Annotated in this window: 10 protein-coding genes; 4 read left to right on the top strand and 6 right to left on the bottom strand. The window is 55.4% G+C overall.

From position 1 onward, the window contains the following. Nucleotides 1-99: 99 nt before the first annotated feature. The 6 genes from GNX18_RS10705 to GNX18_RS10680 all read right to left on the bottom strand — a co-directional run bounded on the left by GNX18_RS10705 (nucleotide 100) and on the right by GNX18_RS10680 (nucleotide 12,156). Entirely contained in the window at nucleotides 100-2,997 is a 2,898-nt protein-coding gene (locus GNX18_RS10705) for a TIM-barrel domain-containing protein (protein WP_166217890.1), read from the bottom strand. Nucleotides 2,998-3,238: 241 nt separating this feature from the next. Continuing rightward, nucleotides 3,239-4,873 carry a DUF5597 domain-containing protein gene (locus GNX18_RS10700; protein ID WP_240913973.1) on the bottom strand — a complete coding sequence of 545 codons (1,635 nt, stop codon included), beginning with the start codon at nucleotides 4,871-4,873 and terminating at the stop codon, nucleotides 3,239-3,241. A gap of 62 nt (nucleotides 4,874-4,935) precedes the next feature. Further along, nucleotides 4,936-5,628, bottom strand: a complete 693-nt coding sequence (locus tag GNX18_RS10695) for a hypothetical protein (RefSeq protein ID WP_166217887.1) — start codon at nucleotides 5,626-5,628, stop codon at nucleotides 4,936-4,938. A gap of 17 nt (nucleotides 5,629-5,645) precedes the next feature. Beyond that, nucleotides 5,646-6,494, bottom strand: a complete 849-nt coding sequence (locus GNX18_RS10690; protein ID WP_166217884.1) for a matrixin family metalloprotease — start codon at nucleotides 6,492-6,494, stop codon at nucleotides 5,646-5,648. 122 nt (nucleotides 6,495-6,616) lie between these two features. Next, nucleotides 6,617-9,535, bottom strand: coding sequence for a TonB-dependent receptor (locus GNX18_RS10685; RefSeq protein ID WP_166217881.1), 2,919 nt, complete (start codon nucleotides 9,533-9,535; stop codon nucleotides 6,617-6,619). Between the two features lie 65 nt (nucleotides 9,536-9,600). Then, a complete protein-coding gene (locus GNX18_RS10680) occupies nucleotides 9,601-12,156 on the bottom strand; it encodes a glycoside hydrolase N-terminal domain-containing protein (protein WP_166217878.1) in 2,556 nt (851 codons plus the stop codon). Nucleotides 12,157-12,438: 282 nt separating this feature from the next. On the opposite strand from GNX18_RS10680, the gene GNX18_RS10675 reads away from it, so the two are divergent. The 4 genes from GNX18_RS10675 (at nucleotide 12,439) to GNX18_RS10660 (ending at nucleotide 16,769) form a co-directional block, all read left to right on the top strand. Beyond that, entirely contained in the window at nucleotides 12,439-13,176 is a 738-nt protein-coding gene (locus tag GNX18_RS10675; RefSeq protein WP_138236794.1) for a FadR/GntR family transcriptional regulator, read from the top strand. Between the two features lie 105 nt (nucleotides 13,177-13,281). Then, nucleotides 13,282-14,661 carry a sodium:alanine symporter family protein gene (locus GNX18_RS10670; protein WP_166217876.1) on the top strand — a complete coding sequence of 460 codons (1,380 nt, stop codon included), beginning with the start codon at nucleotides 13,282-13,284 and terminating at the stop codon, nucleotides 14,659-14,661. A 201-nt stretch (nucleotides 14,662-14,862) separates the two neighbouring features. Continuing rightward, a complete protein-coding gene (locus GNX18_RS10665; protein WP_138236792.1) occupies nucleotides 14,863-15,471 on the top strand; it encodes a polymer-forming cytoskeletal protein in 609 nt (202 codons plus the stop codon). Nucleotides 15,472-15,557: 86 nt separating this feature from the next. Beyond that, entirely contained in the window at nucleotides 15,558-16,769 is a 1,212-nt protein-coding gene (locus GNX18_RS10660; protein WP_138236791.1) for a hypothetical protein, read from the top strand. The last annotated feature ends 21 nt before the right edge of the window (nucleotides 16,770-16,790 follow it).

Genomic DNA, 16,790 nt, shown 5'->3' with positions numbered 1-16,790 from the left:
AAGGGCGACGGCTTTCGGGCGTGTTCCAGCCCAGGCCTGGCGTTCCCTTTGCGGATAGCGCTGGAGCCTTCTGCCAAGCAGAAAGCTCCAGCTCCCGGGTTAGCCGCGCGGTACGGTTACTTGTTTGCCGCTGTAGCGAATAGTTTGTGCGGGATTGCTGTCCAGATTGGACGGAGTGTCGCTCTGGGTGATCCAGCGGATATTGATGGTGCGCTCTTTGGCCATGCCGTCGAAGCTGCCGCTGCGCTCGCCGATGGTGAGCTCACTTTTGGCCTCGTTGTAGCTGACGGGGATACGTGACCACTCACCCGTTTCGTAACCGTAGCTCTTGCCATCATCCTCGTAGATTTCGAAGCTGCCGTCGGCACCAGTGAATACATTCAGAGTGAGCGGAGTGTTGATACTTTCCGCGGTGCTCTGAATTTCCGGACCAGTGGGCAGGATGCTGCCGGCTTTTACGAAAAGCGGCATCTGAGTGTATGGGGCTTCGGCGTTAATCGTCTGGCCGCCGGAGTACTTTTTGCCACTGTTGAAGTCGTACCAGTCGCTGCCTGCAGGTAGGTAGACATCCCGGGAGCGCTCGCCGAATTCTGTGACCGGATTTACCAGTAGGGCAGGGCCGAACATGTACTGGCTGTTGATGTCGCGCACGTTCGGGTCAGCACCGAAGTCCATCGCCAGGCCGCGCATCATGGTGCTGTCCTTGTGGTGCGCGTCGCCGGCCAGGGTATAGATATAAGGCATCAGGCGGTAGCGCAGTTTGGTGTATTCCACCATGCTGTTGTAGGTATCGCTGCCCTCGTCGGCGAGGTTGAAAATCTCGCGGTAGGGATTCTGGCCGTGGGCGCGGAACAACGGCGTAAATGCACCGAACTGGAACCAGCGCAGATTCAGCTCCTGCCACTCCTGCTGTTCGCTCGGGGCCATCTCCTTGTAATTGCCCACCGTGATATCGCCGTTGTAACGGAAACGATTTTCCGGGGTGAAGCCGCCGATGTCGAAGGTCCAGTAGGGCATGCCCGCCATGCCAACGCCGATGCCTGCAGCGATCTGCTCTTCCAGGTTGGACCAGCGGGAAACCACATCGCCGCTCCAGATCGCCGAACCTGTGCGCTGGATACCGCCAAAGCCGGAGCGGGTCAGGATAAATGCGCGCTTGTCGCCATCGGTTTTGCGTTCGCCCTGATACACGGTTTCCGCGTGGGGCAGAGCGTAGGCGTTAAACATCTCCGCTCCGGTGCCCATGGCATTGGGCGTGATCAGTTCTTTGCGGTGTTTGAAGCTCAGGTTCGAGTGAATGTCGGGTTCAACCGCATCCAGCCACCAGGCATCGAAGCCGACAGTATTGAGTTTGTCGCGAATCTGGCCCCAGTAGATTTCCCGGCACTCGGGGTTGTAGGCATCGTAAAATGTATTCAGGTAGCCGCTGCCGATCCAGTCGAGGTTTTTCTCCTCAATATTCTTATTGAACATACAGCCGCGGGCGTTGAGTTGCTTGTAGTTTTCCGTGGTGGGATAAAACTTCGGCCACACGGAAATCATGATATTGGCATCCAGCTCGTGCACCCGGTCAACCATTGCTTTTGCATCCGGGAAAAATTCTTCATCGAAGTCGTGGCTGCCCCAGGCATCTTCCGGCCAGTAAGACCAGTCAAGCACGATATTGTCGATGGGAATCTTGCGCTCGCGATACTCCTCCAGCGCGCCCAGTAGTTCGTCCTGGGATTTGTAGCGCTCTCGGCTCTGCCAGAAGCCAAATGCCCATTTGGGTAGCATGGTGGCCTTGCCGGTGAGCTCGCGATAACCGGAGATTACGTCGTCCTTGTTGTCACCGACGACGAAATAGTAGTCCACCGCTTTACCGGTATCCGCAGTAAACGACAGCTCCTGCTGTTCCTGTTCAGGCAGCGGACCGTGTTGCAGCAGGCGCATGTAGCCGTCCTGTGGCTGCCAGTCCAGATTCAATGTGTACTTTTTCCCCGCCTGTAGATCCACCTCCGCATTGTGGTACCAGGGGTTCCAGTTCATGCGCCAGCGATTCAACAGTTCCTCACCATCGAGCGAAAGAGTCGCGTAACCGGAAGAGTACATTTTGAATTCGTGTTCACCGCTAGCGGTGGGCTCGATACTGCCGGTCCACTGGATGCGCAGGTCTTTCGCGTCTGCAACTTCCTCCGGAAGCGGGATTTCCCGCACGCTGGCGTGGGACAGGAACTGATAGTTGAGGTCCGCTTCCGAGCGCTCCAGTTTTAATTCGTCGCCGTCGTAGTAGCGCGCGGTGAGTCCGCCGGGTTCGCCCTTGGCATCGTACAGTTGGAAACCCTCCGGCAGCGGCTGGGGGGGTAGTGGATCGCCGATGCGGCTGATACCGGTGTTGTTCCACAGCAGGCCGTAGTTGCGGCTGGATACCAGATAGGGAATCGCGATTTCCAGATTGTAAGTAGTGAGTTCGATGTTCTCACCCCGATAGTTCACCCGCCCGTCCTGTTGTTGGCCGAGACCGTAGAAGGCTTCGCCGTCGAGCGGCTGGAAACGCTGACGGAAGGAGTGAGAATCCGGGTCGATGGGTCCCGGTTCGTTCATCACTCGTGCCATGCTGCGGCCGGCCTCGGTCAGCAAGGAAACACCCCGGGCATCTTTGAATTCCACCACACCGGTGGCGAGCGAGACCTCCGCGGACAATTCCGCGGTTTTGACAACCAGTTCGCCGTTTTCTTCGGTCAGCGTAAATGCGATGTCTTTTGGTTGCGCGGTGACCATCAAGGTATCCGGCAGATTACTGAAATCCTGCTGCGGAGTGGCCGAGACGCGGATGATGTCTTGGTCGATGACCTGCAGGCGAACTTTCTTGAATTCGCTGCCTTGCAGCGTCACCACCGCGCCGTGAGGTGTTTTTTCCCAGCTGGAGATCTGCGTGTTCTGCTTTCCCTCACAGCCGTAAAGTGCCGGAAAAAGCGCAAGAGCGAGCAATGAGTTTTTCGGTTTGAAGTTTTTCATGGTCTTCCCGTTTTTATTTTCTGTTCTATACATTTCTGAGCACTTGTAGGAGCCTGCTTGCAGGCGAATTTTCGGGCCTCATACCAAGCAACCATCCATGGCGCCGCCGCCGGCCAGGCCATCCGTGGCCGGTCGCTGATCATAGCGGCGAGCAGTGCTCGCCAAACGCTAAGATCAGCCCTGTAAGCAGGCGCCTACAGGGTGCGTAGCGGCGCCGCGGTGGGTGTCCACCGTCCAGTGTTCAATCAGTCTTGTACTTGGCGAGTTTCACCTTCAGCACATGTGGCTGATATATAAAATTCAGTCCCCAATCGGTCTGGTCTCCATTCCACACCCGCTCGAACACCCACTCACCATTTTCGAAATGCCCTTCCTCCACGCGCTCGAAGGTGTATTGCTCTCCATCCAACGCCTGGCTTGGAGCAAAGCTCACCCGCGCGCGGTAGCCAACCACCAGATACTCGTCCTTGCCGAGCTCCGCGATCACCGCGCCGCCGGAGGCGGGGTTGTTGCCCTTGGGTGGGTCGATCCAGAAGGCCGGGCGACCGTAGGTTATTTCCGCGGTCCAATCGCCAAGATTCTGGCGCTGGGTGTAATCTTCCGGGGCGCGTGTCTCTTTGATTTCCTCGTCGCTGCCTTTCGCATTCCACAAGGCCTTGTCCGGCGCGTAGGTATCCACCGGTTCGGAAAAGCCCCAGGTGCGGTTGTTCAGGCTGATTTCCGCCCATTCGGATCCCATTGCGCCGAAGACCTTGTACAGTTCTGCAAAAGGCTTGATGACCTTCTCGTCCATGGTCTCCGCACCCAGGGGGTAGTTGGAGTACTTGGTGTTGTCCATTCCGAAGGGCGCGAAGCCGAGGGCGCCGTGGCCGAGGGCGTCGAAGAAATAGCGCACGTAGGGCTGGTCGTTGCCGATTTCAGCGATGTACAGCGGGTTGTCCTCGCGGGCATAGAGGTCCATGACGCGGGTGGCGGTCTTGTGATCGCGGAAATAGATATCTGGTGCAACAAGGTCGATATGCGGCGCGGCGGACTTCCAGATATGGATTACATTGTCGGTGGCGCCGCCACTGGAATATTGGCCGGGCTCACCGGGATTGTAGGGGTTGCGCAGCGCCACGTTCACATACATGGGCAGGGGGTATTCCTTCTTGCCTGCCTCAGCGATTTCATCCACAAAGCGCCCGATATGCCAGGCGTGAAAATATTCATCCGCGTCTTTGCCAAACACCTCGCGCCAGCTTCCCGCTTTTTTATTGGTGTCCGCAAGCAGTTTTTCCGGAACCGGCTGCTGGAAGATTTTTTCCGCGGTTTCAGAATAGTCGCGCGCGGAACCATAGGTACCCACTTCGTTTTGCACCTGCACCATGATCACCGTACGCTGTCTGTCCACTTTTTTAAGATGGCGCATCAGCTGAACGAAGGCTTTTTTGTCTGCCTCCAGGGTGCTGCGATAGTGGGGTGACAGGGAGTTCACGGCTTTTCCCTCTGGAGTTCTTACCCGGGGAAAACGTTGGTTGTCGAGCTTCACCCATCCCGGTGCATAGTGCGGGGCGTTATTTTTCCAGGTGGCGAACCACAGTAGTACCAGCCGCACGTCCTTGTCACGCGCCTGCGCGATCAGCGTATCCACAAAGGAAAAATCGAACTTACCTTCCTGCGGTTCTACCTGCTCCCACGCGACAGGAATGACCAGCGTGTTCGCGTGCATCTGTTCCACTACTGGCCACACATCCGGTAGTGCGGCTGCATAGTTGGCGGAGTTGTTGGTCTGGGCGGCCAGGAGCAGGAAGGGTTTTCCGTCGACCATCAGGGCGTGGCGGCCTTTGGATGATGCAAGGTGAGGAAATGTATCGTTTACTTTGGCTAAAGTCATGCCGCTCATGAAATATGAAAGCAACACGAGGCAAAGTTTGAGAGGGGCGTTTTTCATAATGACTACATACTTTCCTCTTCGTAGTATTTTTTCAATCCGAGCTTTCTAATTTTTTTATTTTCGGAAATAGTAGAGTCGACAACTCCGTCTATTTCATCTTGATAGGCTTTATCTTTGAATTTGATGGATTTTATGCGCTTTAACGCAAGTTCAGATTTTTCATTTCCTGCTAACCCGAGTCCTATCACAGCATATCTACTGAATTTTCTATTTCTATTGGCGTATGTTTTTTGCCTTTTGGTAAGACCGGGAATTTTCTTGGCTTCCCAGTTTTCTGGGAATGACATTTTTTCAAGGTACTTGACAGCTCGGTCACTATTGGATTTGTTAATTAGGTAGCCTATGCTCACAATGGCTGAGGTTTTTGCTCTATCGTATGTCTCCGTGTATTCCAGTGAAGGTTTACCTTCGATAAATGCGATCATTTCATCGAGAGATGATTCATCTCCGATTATTCCCATGACCGCCACAATATTTCCCCAGTGATCAATTTCATTAGGATCTTTCAACATGTTGATTAGGATTGGTAGATATGTTTGGTCATATTTTGCAGCATCTTCATATGGTACTCCTTCGATAAATGCCAATCGGACAAAGTCATCAATATCCATCTCTATTGTGGTTTGAGAGTTTGCCGTTGTTATGGATGAAAAGTATGAAATCGCAAATGCCAATATTATGGATATTCTTTTCATTTTAATTTTCCGGTGTTTTATTGTCTGTAGTAATTGCATTCATGATTGCTTACTTCTTTGCTATTTGAATAAATAATGTCTCTCATTATTGCGCCGTTAATATTCCTGTGGCCTAATCCTTGATTGTGCCCGAATTCATGTGCCCACAAAAATCCTTCCATTGCGCTAGTGTGCCTGACAACCGCTATTCGGTTTCCTGGTTCGTCGGCGCAGCCAATGATGTTTGCTTTTATCCCTCCGCACCAGGTAATGTCGGAAACAACATTAAATCCAGCTGAAAGGCTTCCAAAATCTGATTGCGTGGTTATAGAGCCATTTCCGTTTGAGAAGGATGTTACATTTCCTTCTCGAGAAATCTTTACAGGGCAGCCAATATCATTTCCGGTGTCGGCAGTTTGTAATGTGCTAGAGGCACTCGAAAGAATTGAATCTGCCTGAGAGTTGCTGAACGTAATAGAACTGTGGTGATATACCTTCCGTGTATGCTCAATAGTTCCTACATATGTAGTATATTCTGGCGTCCTTATTTCTGTGCAACCGTACGCCCAACACTCGTAACAAGCCATGTAGAATTGGTGTGTGCCTGTGGATTTTTCAACTTCAAAGAAACCTGACCCGGGTTGACAGGATCCATCCATAGTAGACCAGCTTCCACTTGTCCCCGCCCTTTCGTGTATTACGCATGCTTCTTCGTTGTCATATGTTGTGTACCAAACTTTGAATTTTCCATCTTCGTCGTGTTTGGGAACGCCTAAATTTCCAGCAGTCGCAATCATTGGTAGAAATATTATTCCGACTGCTGATAAGTACTTTCCTTTTTTTATTTTTGTTCTTGAGGGGAGGGGGAGGTTTTTATGTGTGTTCATATGAAATTTCTTTTCCTGAATTCAGGTTTTCAAAATTTTATGCTCGCTATCTGTAGCAATGATTTGGGTAAATGGTGGGGCCAGAAGGCCCTACCGGGAACCGCGAGATCATGAAGCGTTGATTAAAAGGTTACTCTAATACTGGTCGCGTAACGCACATCCTGTGAGTAAGTGTAGGCATGACGTTTTCCGATTTCACCCTGGTCCATAAGGCCAACGGTTTCCTCTTTGGTAACATTGGCAGCTTCAAAATTGACCGACATATTGTCGGTAATGTTGTAGCCGATAGAGAGATCCAGTTGACCGTAGTCGTCGTTGTAGATTGGCAGGTGCCAGCCGGCGCCGTCATCCTTCCAGCCATTGGCATTCGCGCTGACCAGATACTCGCTGCGCCAGTTCCATGCCAGACGGGCATAGAAACCGTATTGCTCATACATACCCACGAGGTTGTAGGCATGCTCGGAGAGGCCTTCGAACGGTAGGTCGGCATAAGTGGAGCCATCGGTGTTTGAAGGTTCCACTTCTGGCGGCACGCCGACACTGCTGTCGATGTAGGTGTAGTTGGCTTGCACACCGAATCCATTCCAGGGTTGCGGGAGGAAGTCGAAGAACTTGGTGAAGCCCAGTTCCGCGCCCTGGATGTCCGCGGTACCGACGTTGCCCATCCAGCTGGCCACTACATCCATACCTTCGACGACTGTATTTTCTGTCACAGTGCCGAATACGTCGGAGACATCCTTGCGGAACAGGTTTAGGTGCGCCATGCCGCCGTTGTCATCGAAATACCACTCGGCTGACAGGTCATACTGTTTCGCCGTCATTGGCTCCAGAGTCGGGTTGCCGGTAGATGTCAGAGAGAAGTAGATCATGCTTGGATCAAATTCTTCCGCGGATTGTGGTGGCTCGATGCCATCGACCCAGTTCACTGACAAATCAATCAGTGATTTGAGCCGCCAGAATTCCGGTCGCCACACGGCCTGGGATGCGGCGAAGCGGATCATCAGATCGTCTGTTGCATGCAGGCGCAAGTTCAGGCTCGGGAGCACGTGGTCATAACCGTTTTCAGCGTCGATGACGACTGGTTCCGTTGGGAATAGTGGGTCGCTGGTGCCGGGAATGACGAAGTTGCCATAGCGCAGATGGCCATGTGCGACGTTATCAGTGCGTACATAGCGAACACCGACGTTACCGTCGATGGGCAGTGCGAGTTCATCAAAAGCGAAATTGGCTTGCAGGTAAACTGCTTCGGTGGTCTCGTCCTGGGTGTTTAGGTTTGCCGGGGAAGCAAGATCCAGCTCGTTCCAGCGAACCGACGGGTTGTGCCAGTCGACCCCGGCTGGATCCGACAGTGCGTCTACATGGTCGTAATAGAATTCACGCAGTCTGTCGGTGGTGCCGCGATAGTCGCGCAATAGCACATGATCCAGCAGGTAGGCGGAGCCGGGGACATTGACGTTTCCGCGCTGGAAACTGCCGTAAGAAAACTCTATGAGGTCACTGGCTTGTGCGCTGGGGAACGCATCCGTATTGGGGTATAACCAGCCGGTTTGCCAGGGCTGGTACATGGCGGACCAGCTGAATGCTTCCGCGTTGCTGGTGGATTTGTCGGTGTAGCGAACACCCGTCTGTACGGATCGTATGAAGTTGTCTTCCAGATCATATTTCAGATCGATGCGTACAGCGACTGAATCTCCCTGATTATCCGATGGCATAGACATCATCTGGCCGTAGCTGTAATTACTAGCATCCGCCAGAAAATTGTCAGCGACCGTAATGGATGGTGCCCCATTAAGGTCTTCTACGTAAATTTCACCTGGAAAGGTTACGAGGCCAAGCGTGTAATCTTCAGTTTCCGAGGTGGAGTCGATGTACTGCAGATCCCCCTTAATACTCAATTGTTGAGTGACTTGCCAGTTCGCTCCCAGGGAAAAATCCGTCGTCTCAGAAATATTCTTTGAGTAACGACTACTGGTACCGAAGGCCATTCCATTGCCGTTATTGGTGGTGATAGTGCCGGAAACCAGTGCGCCGGAGCTGTCATAGACCCAGTCATCGGCGCCTTTCACGGCTGCGGTGTAATTTCCGGCATCAATAAAGAAGGCCGCTTCGTCCCACTGTTGTTCATGCTTGGAGTTGAAAGCGGTAGCGTAAAGTTCGAGGTCGTCGCTGGGCGCCCATTGCAAAGCAATGTACTGTCCGTCTCGCTCCCGTTGATAGTCATTGCGACGCCAGTCGGCACCGGGGGAAACCCACACAGTTTCACCCTCTTCAATATCTGTACGCGGGAAGTATGCGCGCGTGTAGATATTGTCAGCGCGGCTGGACAGATCGGAGGTGGAGAGGTTGATCAGAAAGCCGAATTCGCCAATGCCTGTTTCCCAGCGATCACTGAACAGAGCGGAATACTCGCCGTTTGCCTCTTCGATCTGGTCACCGTAGTTGCCTTTTGCCGTGGCGCTGATGACCTGCCCATCGCTGTCGAAGGGCATGCGTGTGCGCAGGTTGACCACGCCACCAAGGCCACCCTCGATCATATTTGCCGAAGGACTTTTGTAGGTGTCCACGCCGGCCATGAGTTCCGCCGGTACGTCGTCAAAGCTGAGGCTGCGGCCACCATTCGCCGAGAAGACATCGCGACCGTTCAATTCCGCACGGACCTGACTCAGGCCGCGCACAGCTACGCCGGCACCCTCACCTGCAAAGTGCTCGGGATCGCTCATGCTGTCATAGCGGGTGACGGTCACCCCGGGGACCCGTTGCAGGGCTTCGGTGATACTGCGGTCCGGCAGTTTGCCAATATCGGAAGCCACGATTGAATCGACAATTTCATTCGAGTCACGCTTGATATCCTGCGCAGAAAGAACGCTGGCGCGCTGGCCGGTAACCTGGATTTCCTCGATGCTTTCCGTGTTGGTGTTTTCTTCGGTGTTCTCGTTTTGTGCCAGCGCCACAGATCCCAGCGCCATCAGGGAAATTCCGGAGGCGACGCGAATGTAGTGGTACAGTCGGTTTCTGGTGAATGTTTTTTTATAGTTATACATCTCTCTTCTCCCATCTTTGTGGTTAAGTTGTTATATCTCTAAGACGTTTTGGTACCACATTTTCACTACTTCTCTCCGGCCTTTTTCTGCTGTAATGATTGGCGGCTGAGGAGGTAGCTTCTTCCAGCCCTGGCGGAGAAACTGCGGCGTTTGCCTTTTCCATCCAGGGCGAGAATTTTTTTGCTGCTGGCGTCGCGCAGCGTGTATTCAGCGTCCGCGTTTTGCGGAAGCTGCAGTTCAATCGTTCTATCGCGGCCGGCAGTAAATCGGGCTTCGCTCAACCGGTTTGCACGCCAGTGCAAATCCACGGTGACGTCGCCGCGTGCGCGCAGGCCGGTAACACTGCCGTCATCCCAGGCTTTGGGCAGGGCGGGTAGCAGTTGAATGGTGTTGTCGTTGGACTGAATCAGCATCTCTGCCATGGCGGCCGTAGCGCCGAAGTTGCCGTCGATCTGAAACGGCGGGTGGGTGCTCCACAAGTTGGGATGGGTGCTGTCCCGCAGTTGCGCGGCGAGGATCTTGTGGGCGCGGTCGCCATCGTGCAGATGTGCCCAGAGGGCCACTTTCCAGGCGCGACTCCAGCCGGTGCCCGCATCGCCACGGGCTTGCAGAGATACGCGTGCGGCATTCAGCAGGTTGGGGGTTTGCTCGCCAATCTCGTCACCAGGAAACAGCGCGTAGAGCTGGGAGACGTGGCGGTGCCGGCTGTGCGGATCGTCGAGATCCTGTTTCCACTCCTGCAGCTGCCCCCAATTGCCGATGCGCAAGCCCGGGTCGAGGTTTTCCAGCGCGCGATTGAGCTCGTTGACGAAGGTGATGTCGCCCAGCCGCGAGGCGGCATCGCGGGTGTTTTTGAGCAGTTCCTGAACCAGCTGCTGAGACATGGCGGCGCCCGCGGTGAAGTCGCCGTGCTCCGGTGAATAGCTTGGGGAGACCACCAGTTTCCCATCCCGCGGGTCGGTCACCAGTCCATCGAGCCACACAAGTGCCGCACCTTTCATGACCGGATAGGCGCGGCTGCGCAGAAAGTCTTCGTCGTTATTGAAGCGGTAGTGTTCGTAATAGTGGTCTGCGAGCCAGGCACCGGCCTCGGGTTGCCAAAAGGCGGTGGGCCATTCGATGACGCCGGTAAAACCCCAGATATTGGTATTCAGAAACAGGGTCCAGCCACGGGTACCGAGAAGCTTTTCCGCGGCTACGGCACCTGGCTTTTGCAGGCTGTCGATAAAGTCGAACAGCGGGGCCGTGGTCTCCGCCAGGTTGGTGACTTCCGCCGGCCAGTAATTCATCTGCAGATTGATGTTGGCGTGGTAGTCGGCATTCCACGGCGGCGTGGCGGAGTTGTTCCACACCCCCTGCAGGTTGGCAGGCAGGGAGCCTGGGCGCGAGCTGCTGATCAGCAAGTAGCGGCCGTACTGGAAGTAGAGTTGTTCCAGGGCGCGGTCGAGTGCTTCGTTGCCGGTGCCGTAGCTTTTCAGCCACTGGTCGATGGGCGGCACGGGGGCTGTAGGAGCCTGCTTGCAGGCGAACCCCGCGGGTGCCGTTGATCGTTCGCCTGCAGGCAGGCTTCTACAGGGCGTGTTCAGAGAGAAATCGACGCGGGCAAAGAGTTCGCGGTAGTCGGTGATATGGGTATCGCGCAGGGCCGGGTAGCCGCCGTCAATCACCTTGCTACTGGCCCGGTCCAGGCGAGTCTGTACCTTTCTGTGGGGATGTGTGCCGCGGTAGCGCGGGTAGTCCGCCGCGTATTCGGTACCCGCGGCAATAAGCAAGGTGGCGCTGTTGGCGCCGTGGATGGTCAGCTTGCCGCCTTCTTCGGTCTCTATCCGGCCGCCGTCGGCCAGCAGCTGCAGTTGGGTTTCGTAGCCGAGGCCATTGTCGTGCAGCCTGCCGGAAATGGTAATGCGGCCGTGTTCGCTTTTCCGCTGCACACTGCGATTGTCGGGGATGTCGAGGCTGGCGGAGAAATTGAGGCTGGCGGGTTTATCGGCGCTCAGGTGTACCGCGATGATCTGGTCCGGATAACTGGCGAGATATTCCCGGGTATAGCGGACTCTATTGGCGGTGTAACTGACCTTTGCCAAGGCACTGTCGAGATCCAGAACGCGGCGGTAATCCTGCACCTGTTCACCGTGGGCAAACTCCAGCACAAGGTCGCCGAAACTCTGGTAGTTGCCGTACGCGGTGACCTGGTTGCCGAGGACCTTTGCCACCCGCTCCGGTGGCAGCTGGCCTTGACGGGCGAGTTCGCTGCGTATTTCGGTGAGTGCAGTGGCGCGGGACTCGCGCGGCAGGCCGAAGTCGTACCCCTGCGCGGGATTGTCTTTTGCGCCGGGGCCGCCGGTCCAAAGGGATTTTTCGTTGAATTGCAAGGTATCGCGGCTTATGCCGCCCTGAACCGCAGCGCCGAGGGCGCCGTTGCCGATCGGCAGGGACTCGGTTTCCCAGTCGTGCGCGGGATGATTAAACCGGATCTGCAGCGGTGAACCACTGGTCGCAGGCAGCTCGCTGCCGAATACGGTATTGGTAACAATACCGGCAAGCAGGCACAGGGCTGCCAGGGGGCGAGCGAGCGGCGTCGTCAAATTTTCCACGGGGCGGTGGAAGGTATCTCGGTTCATCGCTGAGTCACTGTATTTACTGTTTTTATAACGTGTGACGTCTGGTGCGCGCTAAGCGCACTGACCCGGGTCTCTGTCCGGATTCAGGATGAAAGTATCATCGCGTGTAATCGTTTACAATATTTATCGCAATTATATGCTAAATTGTTTGGCGGCTATTCCTACAGGGCTTTCAGTGTCGTCTTTTCGGCGTGCGCTTTGCGCCACTGGCAACTTCTGGACTTGGCGCCGATAGCGATATTTGTCATATTTATTCCACAACAAGACTCATGAGGCTGAACCGTGGACAGTAACCACAGCGGACGCAATCTGACCCAGCAACTGGTGCACACTCTCGGGGAGGCCATCGCCAGCGGGCGCTACCTCCCAGGCGATGGCCTGCCCAGCGAGGCCAGCCTGTGCGAGGAATACGGCATCAGCCGCAGCGCCACCCGCGAGGCGATCAAAATGCTCACCGCCAAGGGCTTGATCAGTTCGCGTCCGCGTCAGGGAATCCGCGTGCAGACGCGCGCGCGCTGGAACCTGTTCGACCCGGACGTGCTCGGCTGGATACTGCGTGCCAGCCCCACCCTGGAAATGCTGCGCGAATTCATGCAGCTGCGCATGGCGATTGAAAAGGAGGCTGCGGCGCTGGCGGCCGCGGAACAGGACCGCGAGGGTATTGCCGGTATTGAAGCGGCGCTGGCGCGGATGAAGGCCGCAGAGGAGGGGCTAGGCGATTCGGTGGAGGCGGATATCGCCTTCCATATCAATATTCTCAATGCCACTAATAATCCTTTCTATATCCAGCTCAGCAGCTTTATCGAGACCGCGCTGCGGGTGAGTATCCGCTACACCAACCGCATCAAGGGGGTTGAGACCGCGAGCTACGCCAACCACAAGCGGTTGTATGATGCGATCGAGCGCGGCGATGCGGCGGGTGCGAGCGGCGCCTCCGCGGCCATGCAGTCCGAGGCGCTGGCGCTGATCGAAAGCCGCCTGTCGATGCGGATGGCGGAAGTGGATTCCGCCCTGGGGTGAAACGATGACGGCGTGAACACAACGTCGATGTGACCGCGCCGGTTTGAGATTCCCATCTGTTTGCGAGAGCATTGCCAGTTTCGTCACTGGAAATGCTTTAGCGTCATGTCTTTTCTCCAATCGTTTGAATCTGCCCTCGAAACCTTCGTCGCCTACGCTTGGGGCACGCCACTGCTGGTGTTGCTGGTTGGCGGCGGGTTGTTTCTGCTGATCAGCTCTCGCGCCCGTCCTTATCGCCATCTCGGCCACAGTGTCGATCTGCTGCGTGGCAAGTACGACGATCCCAATGATCCAGGCCAGGTCCCCCATCGTCAGGCGCTTTCCACCGCGCTGTCCGGCACACTCGGTCTCGGTAATATTGCCGGCGTGGCGCTTGCAATCAGTACCGGGGGGCCCGGTGCGATTTTCTGGATGTGGGTGACGGCACTGGTGGGGGTGGCGACGAAATTTTTTACCGCGACGCTTGCGGTGATGTATCGCGGGCGCGACGGCAGTGGCGAACTGCAGGGCGGCCCCATGTATGTGATTCGCGAGGGTATGGGGAAAAAATGGCTGCCGCTCGCCTATCTGTTTGCGCTCGCTGGCCTCTGCGGTCTGCTGCCGGTGTTCCAGTCCAACCAGACGGTGCAGTTATTGCGTGAGTCTTTCGCGTTGCCGCTTGGCTGGGTGGCCGCAGAAAATCCCTTTGTATTTGATCTTTCTCTCGGTGTTGCCCTGGCCGTTGCCGCAATGGTAGTGATTGTCGGGCGCATTCAGCGTATTGGCCGTTTTGCGGTGCGCGTGGTGCCGGCCATGGTGGTGTTCTACATGGCGCTCACCCTGATCGTAATTGGTTATTTCTGGCGTGAAGTGCCCGCTGCATTTGCCCTTATCTTCACTGATGCCTTCAGCGGCCAGGCCGCCGCCGGCGGTGTGCTGGGTACCGTGGTTGCCACCGGCATCAGCCGCGGGGCATTCTCCAACGAGGCGGGGATCGGTTCAGAATCCCTCGCCCACGGTGCTGCCAAAACCACCGAGCCGGTACGGGAGGGGGTGGTGGCAATGCTGGGGCCCATTGTCGATACCCTGGTGGTGTGTACATGCACCGCGCTGGTCATTCTGCTCACCGGTGTGTGGCAGCACGGTGAGGGCATTGAGGGGGTGTCGCTGACCGCGAGCGCATTTTCCCAGGTATTCGGCGGCTGGGGCCCGCTGTTGTTGCTGGTGATGGTGGTGCCTCTCGCATTCAGCACCATCGTCACCTACTGGTATTACGGGGTTAAGTGTTTCAATTTTCTGTTCGGCCCGCGCTGGCAGTCTGTGTACACAGGTATCTATATTGTGCTGATTGTGCTCGGTGCGGTGGCATCGCTCAGTATTGTCAATAACATCATTATTGGCATGTACGCGGTGATGGCGATCCCGACCATGATCTCGACACTGCTGCTATCCGGAAAAGTGAACCAGGCGGCGCACGATTACTTTAGCAAAACCCCCGGCGCCTGAGCCGGAGAAGCGCACTGTGCGCTTTTTAGACGAATGCGGGAGGGATTCGAGTGGCGTGAAAAAAATTATTGTGAGGGTGCTCACAAAGTCAGCGCAATCATTGAAATTTGTCTAAACCGCTATGGGAACTGTTAGAGAAAAGCGCTAAAAACGTGCTTTCATTAAAACCATAATCACTCTACGGTTACTTTAGGTGGAACAATGGCTAACCCTCTCGATCCCAAGCCGGATGCGAATCTGGACTCCAACTCTTTTCTTTCCGGAATGAACGAGCGCAACGCGGGTGAGCGACCATTCGCAGAGAAACTCGATGCCGGTATGGCGAAGGACCGTTCTGTTATCGGCAAGAACATCAAGTTCCGCGGTGAACTGATCGGAACGGAAGACCTGCATATCGAGGGTACCATTGAGGGTACCGTGATTATGGAAGGGCACGACCTGTCCATCGGTCGCGAGGGCGAAATCAACGCGAATATCCATGCCCAAAACATTGTGATCAACGGCAAACTAACGGGCGATGCGCTGGCGGATGAATTGATTGAAATTCGCAACACCGCGGTGGTTAAGGGCAACCTGATTGCCCCGCGCATCCAGCTTGACGATGGCGGTAAATTCCGCGGCTCTATGGATATGGTGGATACGGATGACGAGATGAAAGCGCGTCACTCCGAGTTCAAAGACAAGCTGGTTCACCCCAACCTGCCACCGAAAGAGGAAGTGAGCGGAAAATACGCGCCGGCCAGGAAATCTTTTGCTCCGAAAGAAGGCGCCAAGGATCAGGCCAAAGAAGCGGAGCTGGCTGACAGCTGATTTTCCGCAGCAGCGCCGCCGTCATTCCCCCGGGGCGGCGCTGCATTTTAACCTCCGGCTCACGCCCAGAATTCTTGCGAAAAATAATGCAACACCGTTCTTTTGGCCTCGCAGCGTTAACGACCGAGATGGTCAAAAGCGGGGACCGAATTCTCGACCTCGGGCCACTCTCGTCCGGTACCACCCAGGCATTTCTCGGCCTCAACTGCCAGTGTCATATCGAAGACCTGGTGGAATATCTGGCGGACAGCCAATTCGCCAGTGATCCATTGGTGGCATTGGAAGAGCACCTGTTACCCAAGCCGGCCAGCCTCAAGTTTGATGTCATTCTGTGTTGGGACTTGCTGAATTTTCTTGATCTCGAGGTCATTCAGCATCTGATACGTCTACTGGAACCCCATCTCAAGCAGGGCACGATTCTTCATACCATGCGCTATACCGGCCGCCACCAGCCGCAGAAACCGCGCCGCTTCCGCCTGCTGGACAATTTTTGCTTCGAATATGTGGATGATCCGGATTACCCGCAAGTACCATCCAGGGGGCATTCCACCGTTACCCTGTTGAAATGCATGGACAGGTTCAGCCTGTTTAACTCACTGATGAAGCGTGAGGGTATGGACCAGAATGTTACTGAGCATTTTCTCGAGTATGACAGCGTGGTGTCGCGCAACCAGGTGCGCAGTGGTGGCGCGTCCGATGTGAGTGCGTATTTTCGCCATGTGCGTGATGACGAGCGCATGGCGTTTGTCGGCGTACAAAAAGCACTGGAAGTTCTGGTTGAGGAATCTTCGGTACTCGACTGTGGGCGTAAGAACGGCCGTAATATCGACGCCCTGAAGAAAAAAGTTGGCACACTGTATGTGGAGGACCTGCATGCGTCGCTGGCCTGGCGCAAAAAAATGCACGGGGAAAACAGTGGCTTCAGTGAGTCTATGTTCAGTTTTGACCCGGGTACCGGGCTCGACGGGGTCTTTCTATGGGACCTGTTGAATTTCTGCAGCCAGCAGCAGATACAGGCACTTGGCGAGCTGCTGTCGGGAAGGATGAGGCCCGGGGGCATTCTGCATTTTCTTGTATACAAATCCAGCCGACAACCGCGGCGGCCCGCCATGTTTGAAGTGTTGGAGGACGCGCGTGTCGTCGTGACAGGTTGTACCGAGGAGCGCTGCGAGCGCCGTCTGGGAAGTACCGCTGACCTTATGCGATTGCTGCCGGGTTACCGGTTGTTCAGTCATCATCTTGGGCGCCTGCCCTCCGGAGACGCCGTGCAGGAATTCGTACTGCAATTGAAGGGCTGACCGGCATTTATCATAAAAAAC

This window comes from Microbulbifer sp. SH-1, from assembly GCF_011326135.1.
GTDB classification, from domain to species: Bacteria; Pseudomonadota; Gammaproteobacteria; order Pseudomonadales; family Cellvibrionaceae; genus Microbulbifer; species Microbulbifer harenosus.
Note: the sequence above shows the minus strand (reverse complement) of the source record. Positions and strands in the feature narration are given on the sequence as shown.

Excerpts from the sequence above, each read along its gene's own strand:
- GNX18_RS10705 (WP_166217890.1), bottom strand. The coding sequence starts at position 2,997 with ATGAAAAACTTCAAACCGAAAAACTCATTGCTCGCTCTTGCGCTTTTT.
- GNX18_RS10700 (WP_240913973.1), bottom strand. The coding sequence starts at position 4,873 with ATGACTTTAGCCAAAGTAAACGATACATTTCCTCACCTTGCATCATCC.
- GNX18_RS10695 (WP_166217887.1), bottom strand. The coding sequence starts at position 5,628 with ATGAAAAGAATATCCATAATATTGGCATTTGCGATTTCATACTTTTCA.
- GNX18_RS10690 (WP_166217884.1), bottom strand. The coding sequence starts at position 6,494 with ATGAACACACATAAAAACCTCCCCCTCCCCTCAAGAACAAAAATAAAA.
- GNX18_RS10685 (WP_166217881.1), bottom strand. The coding sequence starts at position 9,535 with ATGTATAACTATAAAAAAACATTCACCAGAAACCGACTGTACCACTAC.
- GNX18_RS10680 (WP_166217878.1), bottom strand. The coding sequence starts at position 12,156 with ATGAACCGAGATACCTTCCACCGCCCCGTGGAAAATTTGACGACGCCG.
- GNX18_RS10670 (WP_166217876.1), top strand. The coding sequence starts at position 13,282 with ATGTCTTTTCTCCAATCGTTTGAATCTGCCCTCGAAACCTTCGTCGCC.
- GNX18_RS10665 (WP_138236792.1), top strand. The coding sequence starts at position 14,863 with ATGGCTAACCCTCTCGATCCCAAGCCGGATGCGAATCTGGACTCCAAC.
- GNX18_RS10660 (WP_138236791.1), top strand. The coding sequence starts at position 15,558 with ATGCAACACCGTTCTTTTGGCCTCGCAGCGTTAACGACCGAGATGGTC.